The sequence below is a fragment of the Nonomuraea sp. NPDC003214 genome, from assembly GCF_053590035.1.
Genome location: NZ_JBSFSX010000003.1, coordinates 171,874 through 187,652, shown reverse-complemented (window position 1 = coordinate 187,652; position 15,779 = coordinate 171,874). Strand labels below are relative to the sequence as shown.

The following is a 15,779-nucleotide window of genomic DNA, read 5'->3' as shown; positions in this document are numbered from 1 at the left end:
GTGAAGAGCACACGCCAGGCAGGGCTGCGCGCGCCCGGCAGCGGGCCCGCCGTGCCCGCCACCGCCACGCGGCCGAGGATGCGCCTGTGGGACCGCAGCAGGCTCCTGCTCGGCCTCGCGGTCGCGTACGCCGTCCTGACGTGGAAGGTGATGGCCGACTTCCCGGGCATCGTCCCGTACGGCGAGGCCATGCTGGTGATCGCGCGGCAGCATCAGTGGATCTTCTGGCTGCTCGGCGCTGAGGCGGTCCGGCAGGCGCACTTCCTGGTCAGCGAGGTGTCGCCGGGCTACCACCGGTTCTGGGCCGGGCGGGTGTCCGGCGGGTTCGAGCGGTGGTCGCACCGGCGCTTCGACGACTGGGCCCGGTTCCGGTTCGCCCGGCTGCTGAAGGCGGCGTTCTGGGTCGCGCTGGCGGCGCTGGTGCTGGGCGCGGTGCTCGGCAGCAGCCCGTTCCTGGCGGTGTTCCAGGCGGCGGCGCTGGTCCTCGCGGCGCTGCCGTCGGTGCTGCGGGCCGTCCTGGCGGCCTGCGCGGTCGTCGTGCCGGTCGCGGGCGCGCTCTGGCTGCTGTCCAGGGGCGGCGTGGAGACGTACTTCCCGGGCGACGTCGAGACGCGCCTGGCCGACGTGTGGGGGCAGGACCACGTCGTCGAGCGGGTCCGCGAGGCCGTCGTCTTCCTGGAGCGGCCCGGCGAGATCGAGGAGCGCGGCGGCTACGTGCCCGGCGGCCTGCTGCTGTGGGGGCCGCCGGGCACCGGCAAGACGCTGCTGGCCGAGGCCGTCGCGGGGGAGACCGGCAAGCCGTACGTGCTCGTCGAGCCGGGCGCGTTCGCGAACCTGCTCCCGGGCGTCGGCGTCCTCAAGATGAAGGCGCTCTTCCGGAGGCTGCGCAGGCTCGCGCTCCGCCACGGCGGGGTGGTCGTCCACTTCGACGAGGCCGACGCGCTCGGCAGGCGCGGCAGGCCCGCCCACCAGGGCGCGGGCGGCCCGGCTCCCTGCCACGGCATGACGTACCTGTCGGAGGAGAGCCGGATGGCCCTGGCCTTCCGCGACCCCGGCGACGGGCTGCTCGCCGCGGGCCGTACGGCCCACGGCGACCCCGGCACCCTCCAGGCCCTGCTCGCCGAGCTGTCCGGGCTGAAGAAGCCGCGCGGCCTGTTCAACCGGCTGGTCCGGCGGGCGCTCGGCATGCGGCCCAAGCCGCCGCCCGGCTACCGCGTCCTCGTCATGATGGCCACCAGCCGCCCCGACGCCGTCGACGAGGCGCTGCTGCGGCCCGGCCGCATCGACCGCGTCTACAAGGTCGGCCACCCGACCAGGGCCGGACGGGTGGCCACCTACCAGGGCTACTTCGGCAAGGTCGCGCACCGGCTCACCGCCGAGCAGATCGACAGGCTCGCCACCCTCACCCCGTACGCGACCGGCGCCACCATCAAGGACCTGGTCAACGAGTCGCTCATCGCTGCCGTCCGCGCCGGGCGCGACGTCATCACCTGGGCGGACGTGCTGCACGCCAAGCGGCTCAAGCAGCTCGGCCCGCCCGGCGGCGCCGAGTACGCCGGCCGGGAGCGGCACGCCGTGGCCGTGCACGAGGCCTGCCACGCGGTCGTCGCGTACGTGGCCCGCTTCCACCTGGAGATCGACGTCGCCACCATCGAGAAGGGCGCCGACCATCTCGGGCTGGTGGCCTCCATCGAGCCGGGCGACCAGTTCACCCGGTGGAAGTCGGAGTACGAGGCGGACATCATGGTCGCGCTCGCCTCGCTGGCCGGGGAGCGGATGTTCTTCGGCGAGGACAGCTCCTCCGGCGTCGCCGGCGACCTGCACGCGGCGACCTTCCTGGCGGCGCTCATGGAGTCGCACTGGGGGATGGGCTCCGGCGTCACCTCGCTGCCCGCGCTGCGGGAGCTGGAAATCACGGGCGGCAAGGCCCACCGCCGCGCGCCGCGCCGCTCCGCCCGGGCGCGGCCCGGGCCGGCGCCGGACGTGCTGGGGGAGCGGATCGAGGACCACCTGGTGCGGCTGCTGGAGAAGACCGAGCGGCTGCTGGAGGAGCACCGCAGGGACGTGCTGTCGCTGGCGCACGCCCTGGAGGCGCACCGCACGCTCAACGGGGACGACGTGGTCGCGGTCATCGAACGGGCCGCGGGGCCGCTGGTCGACGGCGCCGTGTACGCCTCGGACGACTTCTACCGGGAACTGGAGGACTACCACCGGGAGGCGGTCCGCGCCCACCGCGAGCACGGCCGCATCGGGCGCGGCCTGCCCGGCGCGAGCGCCCCTCCCGAGGAGGTGATCGAGCCCCGCACGATCGTCCCCCCGGCGGCGGTTCCTCCGGCGGCGGTCCCGCCGGACGACGGGCCCGGGGTGGTGGCCGTGCCCGGGGCGCAGGGGTTCCGGCCGGAGTTCGTGCCGTGGGCCGCCGAGCCGGCGCCGGCGTACGAGCCCGTCCCCGCGCGTGGCGCCGCGCCCTTCTCCGCTCCCGCCCCCGCGTCCGGTGCGGGGCGGCGCTGGTGGCTGGCCGGGGGGAGCCTGCTCGCGCTGGTGACGGTGGCCGTCGTCTGCGGGCTGGCCGTGAGCGGCGCGCTCGCCGGCGCGGCCGGGGCGGAGCCCGGCGGCGGGATCGTCTCGCCGGGCCTGCTCGCGGTGCTGTTCCTCGTCGTGGTCGCCGCCGTCGTGGGCGCCGGACTGGCCGCCGTCGCGGTCAGGGGCCTGCGCGCCGCCCAGGCCAAGGCCGAACGCGAACGCGACCAGGCGCACGCCCGCGCCCAGCTCCTGGCCGCGGCGCTCGACCCGGACACCGCCATGCGCCTGCTCGGCTACGACGGACAGGCCAGGCGGGAGGGCGCCTGATCCGGCACCGGCTTAACACGCCGTTCACATTCGGGCAAAAACGTGGAAACGGCTGTCCTTAAGACTCGGCGTGGCTGAGAGAAACCGTGAAAGGACCGCCGTGAGCTACAAGGCTGAGTACATCTGGATCGACGGCACCGAGCCCACGGCGCTGATGCGCTCCAAGACCAGGATCCTCGCCGACGGGGCCGAGCCGCCGCTGTGGGGCTTCGACGGTTCCAGCACCAACCAGGCCGAGGGCCACTCGTCGGACCGCGTGCTCCGCCCCGTGTTCACCTGCCCGGACCCGATCCGCGGCGGCGACAGCGTGCTGGTCCTGTGCGAGGTGGAGGAGACCGACGGCACCTCGCACAAGAGCAACACCCGTGCGCTGCTGCGCCCGATCGCCGAGCGTTACGCGGCTCAGGAGTCATGGTTCGGCATCGAGCAGGAGTACACGTTCTTCAAGGGCAGCCGCCCGCTCGGCTTCCCCGAGGGCGGCTTCCCCGCCCCGCAGGGCCACTACTACTGCGGCGTGGGCGCCGAGGCCGTGTTCGGCCGCGAGATCGTCGAGCTGCACCTGGACCGCTGCCTGGCCGCCGGCCTGGCCATCTCCGGCATCAACGCCGAGGTCATGCCCGGCCAGTGGGAGTTCCAGGTAGGCCCGGCGGGCCCCCTCGAGGTCGCCGACCACCTGTGGATCGCCCGCTGGCTGCTCTACCGCACCGCCGAGGAGTTCGGCGTGGAGGCGACGCTCGACGCCAAGCCCGCCCGCGGCGACTGGAACGGCGCCGGCGCGCACACGAACTTCTCCACCAAGGCCATGCGCGAGGGCTACGACGCCATCATCACCGCCTGCGAGGCGCTCGGCGAGGGCGACAAGCCGATGGAGCACGTCTCCCAGTACGGCGCCGACATCGAGAGCCGCCTGACCGGCGCGCACGAGACCGCCCCGTGGAACCGCTACACCTACGGCGTCTCCGACCGCGGCGCGTCCGTGCGCATCCCGTGGCAGGTCGAGGTGGACAAGAAGGGCTACATCGAGGACCGGCGCCCCAACGCCAACGTCGACCCGTACGTGGTCACCCGCCTGCTCGTGAACACCTGCTGCGCCGCGCTGGAGAAGGCCGGCCAGGTCTGACCGGCGGACGGCGGGACGCGGACGCCGCGTCCCGCCGCCGTGCGCTCAGAGCCGGAAGTCGCGGTCCGGCGTGATGTCGGCGACGTCCATCTGGGCCTTCTGCAGCCGCCCGGAGTGGTCCCAGTTCATCGCCTGCCAGCGGGTGAACTGGTCGAGCACCCACATCCCCGACTGCCGGCTGCCGTTGCCCGACTTGCCGTTGCCGCCGAACGGCAGGTGCGCCTCGGCCCCCGAGGTGGAGTTGTTGACGCTGACCATGCCCGCCGAGACGCCCTCGCGGAAGCGGAAGGCGTGCTTGGCGTCGGTGGTGTAGATGGAGCTGGACAGCCCGTAGCCGGGCCGGTTGGCGAGCTCGACGGCCTCCTCCAGCGTGGCGAACGAGGTGACGCCGACGATCGGCCCGAACGTCTCCTCCAGGAACAGCCGGTCGTCCGGCCGCACGCCGTCGACGACGACCGGGTGGTAGTAGAGGCCGCCCTCGCCGGTGAAGCCGCCGTGCGGGCTCTCGGCGGTGATGCGGCCGGTCGCGCCGGTGACGACCCGGTGGTGGGGCTGGATCCAGGTCAGGTATTCCTCGTAGCGGTCGGCGAACTTGCGGTCCAGCAGCGGCCCGGCCAGCACGTCCTGCTCGGGGTCGCCGATCCTGGCCTCCCGTACGGCGCGGGCGAAGCGGTCGGTGAACTCGCGGTGGATCGACTCGTGCACGATGACCGTGCCCAGGCTGGTGCAGCGCTGCCCGGCGGTGCCGAAACCGGAGAACAGCGCGCCCTCCACCGCCAGGTCCAGGTCGGCGTCCGGCATGATGACCATCGGGTTCTTGCCGCCGAGCTCCAGGCAGGCCGACTGCAGGTGGCGACCGGCCAGCTCGCCGATCTTCCGGCCGACCTCGCTGGAGCCGGTGAAGCCGACCTTGTCGACGTTCCCGGCGTCCAGGGCGCGCTCCAGCCCGGCGAACGTCTGCCCGCCGTCGGCGAAGACGATGTTCAGCACGCCGTCGGGCAGCCCCGCCGCCGCGAACAGCCGGTAGAGGGCGTGCGCGGAGGCGGCGGCGTACTCGGCGGGCTTCCACACGACCGCGTTGCCGCACAGCAGCGCCGGCACCAGGTACCAGGACGGGACGGCCACCGGGAAGTTGCCCGCGGTGATCACCGCCGCGACGCCGACCGGGTTGCGGAAGGTGAACAGGTTCTTGTCGGGCATCTCCGACGGCACCGTCTGCCCGTAGAGCCTGCGGCCCTCGCCGAGGAAGAAGTCGCACGTGTCGACGATCTCCCGCACCTCCCCCAGCGCCTCACCGTAGGGCTTGCCGATCTCCTGGGTGACGATCCTGGCCAGCGTCTCGGTGTTGGCCTCGACGAGCCGCCCGATGGAGGCGATCACCCGTCCCCGCACGGGAGCGGGCACCCTGGCCCACTCCCGCTGCGCCTCCTTCGCCGTCGCCGCGGCGACGGCGAAGGTCTCGGCGTCGGCCAGCCCCACCTCGGCGACGACCTCGGCGGTGCGGGCGGGGTTCGTCGATGCGTACGTCTCGATCGCGGCGGCGTCCTTGCCTCCGACGACGGAGGAAATCTTGCGGCTCACAGGTGCCCTCCTCACAGGTTCTCCGGACACACAATCATCCCTCCGGATGCTTGGCCAGCCAGCGGGTGATGCCGAGCGTCTCCAGGAACGGCAGGTCGTGGCTGACCACGAGCAGCGCGCCCCGGTAGGCCGACAGCGCCTCGGACAGCCGGCGGACGCTGGCCATGTCCAGGTTGTTCGTCGGCTCGTCCAGGAGCAGCAGCTGGGGCGGCGGCTCGGCGGAGAGCAGGGCGGCCAGGACGGCGCGGAACCGCTCGCCGCCCGACAGCGTCGCGGCAGGCTGCTCGGCCCGCGCCCCCCGGAACAGGAAGCGGGCCAGCCGCGCCCGCAGCTCGCCCACGGGGACGGCCGGGGCGAACCGCCGGACGTTGTCGAGCACGCTGAGCGAGCCGTCCAGCAGGTCGAGCCGCTGCGGCAGGTAGCGCACGGGCACCCCGGGGCAGGCTCCGGGAGCGCCTGAGACGATCGCGCGCAGCAGCGTCGTCTTGCCCGACCCGTTGGGGCCGGTCAGCGCGACCCGCTCGGGGCCGCGCAGCACCAGCTCCGTCACGGGCTCGCCGCCGGCGTCGGGGCCGCCGCGCAGCTCGCTCAGCCCCGGCACGCCCGTCAGCGTCAGGACCGTGCGCCCGGCCGGGACCTCGGTGCGCGGCAGCGACACGCGGATCTCGGCGTCCTCGCGGACGGCCTGCTCGGCCTCGGTGAGGCGGTCGCGGGCCTGCTCCAGCTTCTCGGCGTGCATGGTGCGGTGCTTGCCCGCCGCCACCTGGGCCTGCCGTTTGCGCGCGTTCATGATGATCTTCGGCTCGCGCTTGGTCGCGTACATCTTGTCGCCGTAACGGGTCCGGCGGCTCAGCTTGACCAGGGCGTCGGCCATCTCCTGCTTCTGCTTCCTGAGGTCGCCCTCGGCGGCCCGGACCATGCGCTCGGCCGCCTCCCGCTCGGCCGCGAGCGCCTGCTCGTAGGCCGTCAGGTTGCCGCCGAACACGCGCACCGCCCCGTCGCGCAGGTCGGCGATCTGGTCCACCAGGTCGAGCAGGACGCGGTCGTGGCTGACCACCACCAGCACCCCCGTCCAGGAGCGCACGGCCGCGTACAGGCGGCGGCGGGCGTCCAGGTCGAGGTTGTTGGTGGGCTCGTCGAGCAGCAGCACGCCGGGCCTGCGCATGAGCAGCGCCGCCAGGCCGGTCATCACGACCTCGCCGCCGGACAGGGTGCCGGCGGACCGGTCCAGGCCGAGGTGGCCGAGGCCGAGCCGGTCCAGCTCGGCGTGCGCCCGCTCCTCGACGTCCCAGTCGTCGCCGATGGCCGTGAAGTGCTCGGGGGAGGCGTCGCCGCCCTCGATGGCGTGCAGCGCGGCCCGCTGCCGTTCGATGCCGAGCAGCCCGGCGACGGTGGCGCCGGTGGCCAGGGGCAGGTCCTGCGGCAGGTAGCCGACGTCGCCGGCGACGCTGACCGAGCCGGCCGTCGGCCGCAGCTCGCCGGCGATCAGCTTGAGCAGCGTGGACTTGCCGGCGCCGTTCACGCCCATGAGCCCGGTGCGCCCGGCGCCGAAGGCGACGTCGAGGCCGTCGAGGACGGGGGTGCCGTCGGCGTGCTCGTAGGAGAGGCCGTCACAGACGATGGAAAATGACATAAGGGGTGGCTCCTCACCGTGTCAGGAAATTTCGGGACACGTGGAGACACCGCGGAAAGGCCGCCCGGAAACGCGGAACAGAGGCGTCGAAGGATCACCTGAGGTCGGGCGGGCGCACACCACGGACGTGGGCGCGGCGTCTCGGCCTCAGAGCTTCAACAGATCACCTCGGATGTCGGCGGCAGGACCCGCACACTGTACGCGACCGAAAAGGTGGGGGCAAGGGGATGCCGGCGGTGCATCTTCCTCCACCCCGGCTGTGCAGCTGGCCTCCTGTCCGCCTCCCGCCCCCGCCCGTAGCGTCGGAGCCGCAGAGCAACGCGCAGGCCATCCGACGAGAGGACGATCATGAGCGAGGTCACGCGCAGGGGCTTCATCGGCGGCACGGCGGCGCTCGGCGGCGGGCTCGCCGCGGGCGGCGGGTTACCCGGCGAGCCCGCCGGGTCCGGCGCCCCGCCGCTCGGGCCGGTCGTGGTGCGCCCGTCCGACCCCCGCTACGAGGACCTGGCGGTCCGGCGCACCAACCAGCGCTTCCGCGCCGAGCCCGACTACTTCTACCTGGCCGGTACCACTGAGCAGGTGGTCCAGGCCGTCGGCCGGGCGGTGCGCGAGAACCGGCGGCTGACCGTGCGCAGCGGCGGCCACTGCTACGAGAACTTCGTCGGCGACGGCGCCGAGGTGGTGCTCGACCTGTGCGAGATGTCGGAGGTCTACTTCGACGAGGAGCGCCGCGCGTTCGCGATCGAGGCGGGGGCCACGCTCATGCAGGCCTACCGGCGGCTCTACCTCGGCTGGGGCGTCACGATCCCCGGCGGCCAGTGCGGGGGCGTGGCCGCCGGGGGGCACATCGCGGGCGGCGGCTACGGGCCGCTGTCACGGCGCGACGGCCTGACCGTCGACCACCTGCACGCCGTCGAGGTCGTGGTCGTCGACCGGCACGGCCGTGCCCGCGCCGTCGTGGCCACCCGCGACCCGCGCGATCCCAACCACGACCTGTGGTGGGCCCACACCGGAGGCGGCGGCGGCAACTTCGGCGTCGTCACCCGCTACTGGATGCGCGACCCGAGGGCGCGCGGCGACGACCCCGGCACCCTGCTGCCCAGGCCGCCCGCCTCCGTCGTGTCGGGCGTCGCGATCTGGTCGTGGAAGGACATGACGCGCGAGTCGTTCCAGCGGCTGCTGCGCAACCACGGCGAGTGGCACGAGCGCAACAGCGAGCCCGGCACCCCGTACGCCTCGCTGTGGGGGTCGCTGCTGATCCCCGGCCGCCAGGGCGACGACGCGCCGGGCGACATGATCCTGCCGGCGCAGATCGACGCGGGCGTGCCCGGAGCGGAGAAGCTGCTGGCCGGCTTCCTCGCCGCCGTCGGCGAGGGCGTCACGCCGCCGGCGACGGTGCCGCCGTTCCTGCGCCAGCCGTGGTTCCAGGCCGTGCGGTCGCTCTCGCTCGGCGAGGCGACCGAGGCGGGCCACTACAAGGGCAAGTCCGCCTACCTGCGCAGCCGCTTCACCGACGAGCAGGCGGGCATCGCCTACGACAGCCTGACGGCGGGCGGCCCGGCGCGGACCGGCGTGCTGTGGCTGCTGTCGTACGGGGGCCGCGTCAACACGGTCGCGCCGGAGGCGACCGCCACCGTCGAGCGCCGGTCGATCCTCAAGGTGCTCCACCTGGCCACCTGGGACCCGACCGGCGATGGCACGGCCGAGCTGGCGTGGGTGCGCGACCTGCACCGCAGGACGTTCGCCGCGACCGGGGGCGTGCCGGTGCCGGGCGGCAACCTCGGCGGCGCCTACATCAACTACCCCGACACCGACCACGCCGACCCGGCCTGGAACACCTCCGGGGTGCCCTGGCCGGCGCTCTACTACGGGGACAACTACGCGCGCCTGCAGCGGGTCAAGGCGCGCTGGGACCCGCGCGGCGTCTTCGGCCACGCCCTGTCGATCAGGCCGTGACCAGGCCGCTCACCTGGGCCAGCAGCTCCAGCGAGCGCAGCCAGGCCGCCCGCTCCGGCGCCGCCGACACCACGATCAGCTCGTCGGCGCGGGCGTGCTCGGCGAACCTGTCGAGCTCGGCGGCGACGTCTCCCGGCGTGCCGACGGCCGAGTAGCGCGTCATCTGCAGGATCTGCTGCCCGGCGGGGGATTCGAGGACCGCGTCGGCCTCCTCCGGCGTGAACGCGCGGCCCCGGCCGAGCAGCAGGCTCACCCGCTTGCGCTTGGCCGACAGGAACTGCGCCTGCGCCTCCTCGGCCGTGTCGGCGGCGATCACGTTCACCCCCGCGATCACGTACGGCTCCGCGAGCTGGGCCGACGGCCGGAAGTCACGCCGGTAGAGCTCGACCGCCTCCTCCAGCGCGGCCGGCGCGAAGTGCGAGGCGAACGCGTACGGCAGCCCGAGCATGGCGGCGAGCTGGGCGCCGAACAGGGACGAGCCGAGGATGTACAGCGGCACGTCGGTGCCCTTGCCCGGCGTCGCCTCCACGCCGGGGATGCGAGACTCGCCGGTCAGGTAGCCCTGCAGCTCCAGCACGTCCTGCGGGAACTCGTCGGCGGCGGCCGGGTTGCGGCGCATCGCCCGCATCGTCTGCTGGTCGCTGCCCGGCGCCCGGCCCAGCCCCAGGTCGATGCGGCCCGGGTGGAGCGTGGCCAGCGTGCCGTACTGCTCGGCGATCGTCAGCGGGGCGTGGTTGGGCAGCATGACGCCGCCCGCGCCGAGGCGGATCGTCCGGGTGTGCGCGGCCACGTGGGCGATCAGCACGCTCGTGGCGGACGAGGCGATCGTGGGCATGTTGTGGTGCTCGGCGTACCAGATCCGCCGGTAACCCCACTCCTCGGCGCGCTGCGCCATCGTGACGCTGGCGGCCAGGCTGTCGGCGGCCGTCTCCCCTTCGCCGATGTGCGCCAGATCGAGTATGGAGAGCGGGAGAGCCATGGAGAACATGCCTTTCGCTGTGAAAGATCCGGGAGCACGTGGTGTAACCACCGGGACCGCCGGGTTATTTCACAGGGCCGGTTAACCGGGGGTTCACCGGTGGTGTCTACGTTGACGGGCCATGAGCTGGAAGTACACGGTCAACGCGACGCTCGAAGGACTCACCGGCTACACGCTGACCCGGGCCCGCGCGGGCAGACCGGCGCCCGCGCCGAAGCCCGTCCCCAAGCCGCCGCTCGAACTGCAGCGGCTGCCCGGCGACGAGGTGCGCCCGCCGGTCGACCCGGCGCACGACCGGCTGCTGCGGGCCCCGGTCTTCCTGCTCTCCTCGGTGCGGTCCGGCTCGACGCTCATGCGCGTCATGCTCAACAGCCACTCCCAGGTGCACTCGCCCATCGAGACGCACTTCCGGCGGATCACCGTCGGGCTGACCACCGAGCCGGTCCGGCAGGCGATGGAGCTGCTCGGCCACACCCACAGCGACATCGAGCACATCGTGTGGGACCGGATGCTCCACCGCGAGCTGGCCCGCAGCGGCAAGCCGGTCCTGGTGGAGAAGACGCCCTCCAACGTGTTCGCCTGGCGGCGGATCGCCGCGTGCTGGCCGGACGCGCGGTTCCTGTTCCTGCTGCGGCACCCGATGTCGATCGTGCAGTCCTGGCACGAGGCCGACCCGGTCAAGCGGCCCATGGAGGAGGCGGTGCCGCGCACGCTCAGCTACATGACCTACCTCCAGGAGGCCCGCACCCACCTGGAGGGGCTGACCGTCCGCTACGAGGACGTGGTCGCCGACCCCGAGGCCGAGCTGCGGCGGGTGTGCGCCTTCCTCGGGGTGGAGTGGGAGCCGTCGATGCTCAACTACGGCGAGCGCGACCACGGCGGTTTCGTGAAAGGCGTCGGCGACTGGCGCGACAAGATCCGTAGCGGTACGGTCGTCGCTGGCCGCCCGTTGCCGACAGACGACGAGCTGCCGCCCGAGCTCAGGGAGATCTGCGGGCTGTGGGACTACTGCTGAGCTCGGCGCTTGCGAACCAAGGCTCCGGCAGAGTTCGCCTGCCGTTCTCCGGTGGTTCTCCTGCCGATCTTTCGTTGCCTTGAAGGTGTCCTGCATGATCGCCGCGCCGTCGCGCCGCACCCTGCTCACGGGTGCCCTGGCCAGCTTGACCGTCTCCGCCTCGGCGGCCCCGGCGCGGGCCGCGTTCCCCCGGCGGCCCAACTTCGTCGTCATCCTGGCCGACGACCTGGGCTGGGGGGAGATCGGCAGTCAGGGGCAGCGGCTGATCGCGACACCGCACCTGGACCGGATGGCGCGCGAGGGGGTGCGGTTCGAGACCGCCTACTCGGGGGCGCCGCTGTGCGCCCCGTCGCGGTGCTCGCTGCTGACCGGCATGCACGCGGGGCACGGCACCGTACGGGAGAACCCGGAGGGCGGGCCGCAGCGGTCGCTCAGCGAGGCCGACCTGACCTTCGGCGAGTTACTCCAGCTCGCGGGCTATCGCACGGCGTGCATCGGCAAGTGGGGGTTCGGCCCCGAGCGGGCCGGTCAGCCGTCGCACCCGAACGAGCGCGGGTTCGGCGAGTTCTTCGGCTACATCGGCCACCGCCACGCCCACCAGTACTACCCGGAGTATCTGTGGCACAACGGCGGCCGGGTGGCGCTCGGCCGCAAGGCGTACGCGCCCGACCTGCTCCTGCGGCGGGCCGTCGACTTCGTCCGGCAGCCGTCGGACGACCCGTTCCTGCTGTACTTCGCCACGAACCTGCCGCACGCCCCCAGCGTCGTCCCGGGCGACGCCGGCCGCTACGAGGACAAGCCCTGGACCAGGGCCAACCGGCGGCACGCCGCGCAGGTCGGGCGGCTGGACGCGCACGTGGCCACGCTGCTGCGGGCGCTGCGCGAGGCGGGCGTGGCCGACGACACGGTGGTGCTGTTCACCAGCGACAACGGGCCGCACCGGGAGAAGGGCGTGACGCCCTGGCTGTTCGACTCCAACGGCCCCTACCGGGCCGACAAGCGCGACCTGTACGAGGGCGGCATCCGGGTGCCGTTGATCGCCTGGTCGCCGAAGATGCGCGGCCGGGTGGTGCGCGAGCCGGTCACGCTCTACGACGTGCTGCCGACGCTGGCGGACCTGGCCGAGGTGCCCGCGCCGGCGGCGCTCGACGGCAAGTCGTTCAGGAAGCTGCTCAACGGCGGCCGCCGCGAGGGCCACAGCCACCTGGTGTGGAACCGGCCGCGCAAGGCGCAGGCGATCCGCCGGGGCCGCTGGAAGGCCATCAGGTTCGAGCCCGGCATCGCGGGCGCGGGCCCCGAAGGGCGCGTCGAGCTGTACGACCTGGCCACGGACCTCGGGGAGACCCGCGACCTGGCGTCACGCAGGCCGGAGCTGGCGGCCGAGCTGATGGAGCTGCTCGACCAGTCGATCGGCCCCGACCCGCGCACCCCGTACGGGCTGCGCGTGCGGAGCGCGGGCGAGCAGGTCACGGTGGCGCTGGTGAACGGCTCGAAGGTGCCGTGGCGGCGGGTCACGCTGGCGGTGACGACGGCCGGGGGCAGGCGGATGGCCGGGCGGCGGGAGGTGACGCTGCTGCCGGGCGAGGAGGTCTCCGAGGTGTTCACGGTCGGGGGCCGGGGTCCGGTCACCGCCTCGGCGGGCTTCGGGGCGGGCGGCAGGAGGCACACCTTCCGGCGCGCGCACCGGCTCCGTACACTGACGTGAGGCTTTCTCGGAAACCGGGTCGTGTATGTCAGAGTGCCACGACGATCTCTCGGCGGCCGTCTCGGCCGTCCTGACCGGGACGCGGCTGCTCGTCGGCATCGCGGCCCGCTCCCTCGGCTCGGTCGGCGACCGGGTGACGCTGCCGCAGTTCCGGATGCTCGTGGCGCTGGCCGGGCACGGCGAGACCAAGCTCGTCACGCTGGCCGTGATGCTCGGCGTCAACTCCTCCACCGCGCTGCGCATGGCCGACCGGCTGGCGGCGGCGGAGCTGATCGTGCGCGAGGTCAACCCGCACAACCGCAGGGAGAGCCTGATCCGCCTGACCGGCGAGGGACGCCGGATCGTCGAGGAGGTTTCCGCGCGCCGCCGCGCGGAGATCGGCGCGATCGTCGAGCGGCTGTCGCCGGCGCAGCGTCACGCGCTGGTCGAGGCGATGACCGCCTTCACCGAGGCGGGCGGCGAGCCGCCGCCGGAGCACGCCGCGCACCCGCTCGGCTGGCCCGGGGCCTGACCGTCAGGAGGCCACCGTGCGGGGCAGCGCCGCCACCGCCTCGGTCACCGTGTCGTAGGTCTGGAAGCGCCGGTGCAGCCCGGTGACGTTGAGCACCCGCTTGAGCCGCTGGTGCAGCTCGCACAGCACGAGCACGCCGCCCGCCGCCTCGGCCTCGCTCAGCCCGGACAGCAGGACGCTCAGCCCCGAGGAGTCGCAGAAGTTCACGCCCTTGAGGTCGACCACCACCCGGGGCGGCTCCGCGCTCGCGATCGCCTCCGCCATGCACTGCCGCAGCTCGGCCGCCACAGCGATGTCGAGCTCGCCGGACAGGCTGAGGACCGCTGCGCCGTTGTGCGGGGTGATGATCCAGGAGAAGCCCGCCTGCACGTTTCCGCCCTCCAGCGGTGAAAGTGTGCCATTTCACCTACGACCATCATTGCATAGTGCAATGAACTGGTGCAGTACCCAGCAATCAGCTGATACATGCGCCGAGTTCCGCGAATCTCTCCACCGCGCGGCACCCGTACTACTGTCGTGAACCTGTTCCCCCGGCCGGTGCTCGACGCCCTGGCCGCCGACCCCGGCCGGACCGCCTTCCAGCACGGCACGCGGGCCGTCAGCGCGGACGAGCTGCTCGGCCTCACCGGCCGCGTCGAGCGGCGCCTGCGCGAGGCCGGGCTCGGCCCCGGCAGCGGCGTGGCCGTCGCCGCCGCCACCTCGCCCGAGACGTACGCCGCCCACCTCGCCGCGCACGCGCTCGGCTGCCGGGTGGCGGCCCGGCTGGAGCGCCGCCCAGCTCGCGCACGTGCTGCGCGAGCCCGCGGACGCGCTGATCGCCGACGCCGCGACGATGACGCCCGAGCTCGCCGGGGCGGGCGCCCGGCTGCTGTCGCTCGGGCCGCTGCCCGGCGCGGCCGACCTGCTGCGCCCCGGCCCCGCCGCGCCGCCCGAGGTGCTGGCCCGGCCGGACGACGTGGCCAGGCTCACCTTCACCAGCGGCAGCACCGGCCTGCCCAAGGCGTGCGCGCAGACCTACCGCGCCCACAGCCTCGCCTACCAGGACTGGCCGCCGGTCCTGGCCGAGCTGATGACCCGCTTCGAACGCTGCCTCGTGCACGGAACCCTGGCCAGCCCGGTGATGATGACGTACGCGGGCCGCTGCCTGGTGGCGGGCGGCACCGTCGTCGTGCCGGGGCCCGGCGAGGACCTGGCCACAGCGCTCGGCCGCCACGCCGTCACCGCAGCCATGATGCCGCCGCCCCGGCTGGGCGCCCTGCTCTCCGCCCTCGGCGGCGGCGGGCCGCCCGGGCTGCGAGCGCTCGTCCTCGGCGGCGCCCCCGCGGGCCCGAGCCTGCTCGCCGCCGCCGCGGCACGCCTCGGCCCGGTGATCTGGCAGGGGTACGGCCAGGCCGAGGCGGGCGTGATCACCATGCTCACGCCCGCCGACGTGGCCGCCGGGCGGCTGACGTCCGTCGGCAGGCCGCTGCCGGGCGTCCGGCTCAGCCTGCGCGACCGCGACGAGCGCCCCGTGGGCGCCGGCGAGGTCGGCGAGGTGTGGGTGCGCAGCCCGCACCGGATGGCCGGCTACTGGCGCGACCCCGAAGGCACCCGCGAGGTGCTGCGCGACGACGGCTGGCTGCGCACCCGCGACCTGGGCCGCCTGGACGGCGACGGGATGTTGCACCTGACCGGCCGCACCCGGGACGTGATCATCGTCAACGCCGAGGTCTGCTACGCCGGGGCCGTGGAGGCCGTGCTCGCCGGGCATCCGGCCGTCGAGCAGGCGTTCGTCGTCGGCGCGCCCGACCCGGTGACCGGCGAGGCCGTGCACGCCTACGTCGTGCCCGCCGGGCGCGCCCGGGTCTCCCGCGACGACCTGGCCGCGCTCGTACGTGACGCGCTGGGCGAGGCGGCCGTCCCCAGGACGGTCACCACGCTGGCCGAGGCGCCGGTCAACGAGGCCGGCAAACCGGACAAGTCCCGGCTCAGGCCCGGTTGAAGTGGTTCTCGCACAGGCGCAGGCGGCGGGCCTGCCACACCATGTAGGTGCCGAGCACGAGCTGCACCAGGCTGCGCCACACGTCCTCCCACAGGTCGCGCACCCGCAGGAACGCCAGCACCGCCCCCCGCAGGCGCGGCTCGCGCCCGCGCGGCGTCATCAGGCACGGGCCCCGGTTCGGCAGCGCCCGCTGGTGCCCGGCCGAGGTGCGGAACGTGTAGCCCGCGTCCAGCTCCCCGACCACGGCCCGGATGGTGACCGGGGCCAGCCGCCAGGCCGGGCACGGCCGGTTCGCGGCCACCCCGAACGGGATCCGCCCCCCGGACCGGTGGAACTCCGGATAGCTGAAGCAGAGCGGCCGTCAGCCCGTAGCAGACCGACAGCAGGATCGGCCGGCTCAGCTCGGCGGGCAGCACCCGCAGCTCGTCACGCACCCGCTCCACCTCGC

General features: G+C 73.9%; 12 protein-coding genes and 1 pseudogene. 8 read left to right on the top strand and 5 right to left on the bottom strand.

Annotation, left to right across the window (positions count from 1 at the left end; genetic code table 11):
* Entirely contained in the window at positions 1-2,850 is a 2,850-nt protein-coding gene (locus ACWDXC_RS09785; protein ID WP_449980089.1) for an AAA family ATPase, read from the top strand.
* Positions 2,851-2,950: 100 nt separating this feature from the next.
* Positions 2,951-3,970 (top strand): glutamine synthetase, encoded by a 1,020-nt coding sequence (glnII, locus tag ACWDXC_RS09780; RefSeq protein ID WP_219511337.1) that lies wholly within the window; start codon positions 2,951-2,953, stop codon positions 3,968-3,970.
* Between the two features lie 45 nt (positions 3,971-4,015).
* Here the strand turns inward: glnII and ACWDXC_RS09775 are convergent, their stop codons facing one another.
* Both ACWDXC_RS09775 and ACWDXC_RS09770 read right to left on the bottom strand, forming a co-directional pair.
* Positions 4,016-5,551, bottom strand: a complete 1,536-nt coding sequence (locus ACWDXC_RS09775) for an aldehyde dehydrogenase family protein (protein ID WP_364168919.1) — start codon at positions 5,549-5,551, stop codon at positions 4,016-4,018.
* Between the two features lie 34 nt (positions 5,552-5,585).
* Positions 5,586-7,184, bottom strand: a complete 1,599-nt coding sequence (locus ACWDXC_RS09770) for an ABC-F family ATP-binding cassette domain-containing protein (protein WP_449980085.1) — start codon at positions 7,182-7,184, stop codon at positions 5,586-5,588.
* 348 nt (positions 7,185-7,532) lie between these two features.
* On the opposite strand from ACWDXC_RS09770, the gene ACWDXC_RS09765 reads away from it, so the two are divergent.
* Positions 7,533-9,140, top strand: coding sequence for an FAD-binding protein (locus tag ACWDXC_RS09765; protein WP_449980083.1), 1,608 nt, complete (start codon positions 7,533-7,535; stop codon positions 9,138-9,140).
* Here ACWDXC_RS09765 and ACWDXC_RS09760 read toward each other — a convergent pair.
* Positions 9,130-10,119, bottom strand: a complete 990-nt coding sequence (locus ACWDXC_RS09760; RefSeq protein ID WP_364168913.1) for an LLM class flavin-dependent oxidoreductase — start codon at positions 10,117-10,119, stop codon at positions 9,130-9,132. The genes ACWDXC_RS09765 and ACWDXC_RS09760 overlap by 11 nt on opposite strands.
* Before the next feature lie 121 nt (positions 10,120-10,240).
* Here ACWDXC_RS09760 and ACWDXC_RS09755 point away from each other — a divergent pair, with 121 nt between their 5' ends.
* From ACWDXC_RS09755 to ACWDXC_RS09745, 3 genes are all read left to right on the top strand, one after another.
* Complete coding sequence (locus ACWDXC_RS09755) at positions 10,241-11,134, top strand: sulfotransferase family protein (RefSeq protein WP_449980080.1); 894 nt, start codon at positions 10,241-10,243, stop codon at positions 11,132-11,134.
* Positions 11,135-11,228: 94 nt separating this feature from the next.
* Positions 11,229-12,839, top strand: coding sequence for an arylsulfatase (locus ACWDXC_RS09750; protein ID WP_449980078.1), 1,611 nt, complete (start codon positions 11,229-11,231; stop codon positions 12,837-12,839).
* A gap of 25 nt (positions 12,840-12,864) precedes the next feature.
* Positions 12,865-13,350 (top strand): MarR family winged helix-turn-helix transcriptional regulator, encoded by a 486-nt coding sequence (locus tag ACWDXC_RS09745; protein WP_449980075.1) that lies wholly within the window; start codon positions 12,865-12,867, stop codon positions 13,348-13,350.
* Between the two features lie 3 nt (positions 13,351-13,353).
* Here the strand turns inward: ACWDXC_RS09745 and ACWDXC_RS09740 are convergent, their stop codons facing one another.
* Positions 13,354-13,719 carry an STAS domain-containing protein gene (locus ACWDXC_RS09740; RefSeq protein ID WP_219511320.1) on the bottom strand — a complete coding sequence of 122 codons (366 nt, stop codon included), beginning with the start codon at positions 13,717-13,719 and terminating at the stop codon, positions 13,354-13,356.
* Between the two features lie 400 nt (positions 13,720-14,119).
* Here ACWDXC_RS09740 and ACWDXC_RS09735 point away from each other — a divergent pair.
* Together ACWDXC_RS09735 and ACWDXC_RS09730 are read left to right on the top strand one after the other, a co-directional pair.
* Positions 14,120-14,911 (top strand): annotated as a pseudogene (locus tag ACWDXC_RS09735) (AMP-binding protein); the annotation flags it as partial.
* On the top strand, positions 14,909-15,331 hold the full coding sequence (locus ACWDXC_RS09730) for an AMP-binding enzyme (protein ID WP_449981005.1): 423 nt from the start codon (positions 14,909-14,911) through the stop codon (positions 15,329-15,331). The pseudogene ACWDXC_RS09735 and the gene ACWDXC_RS09730, both read left to right, overlap by 3 nt.
* Here the strand turns inward: ACWDXC_RS09730 and ACWDXC_RS09725 are convergent.
* Positions 15,318-15,632, bottom strand: a complete 315-nt coding sequence (locus tag ACWDXC_RS09725) for a hypothetical protein (RefSeq protein ID WP_449981030.1) — start codon at positions 15,630-15,632, stop codon at positions 15,318-15,320. The genes ACWDXC_RS09730 and ACWDXC_RS09725 overlap by 14 nt on opposite strands.
* Positions 15,633-15,779 lie beyond the last annotated feature (147 nt).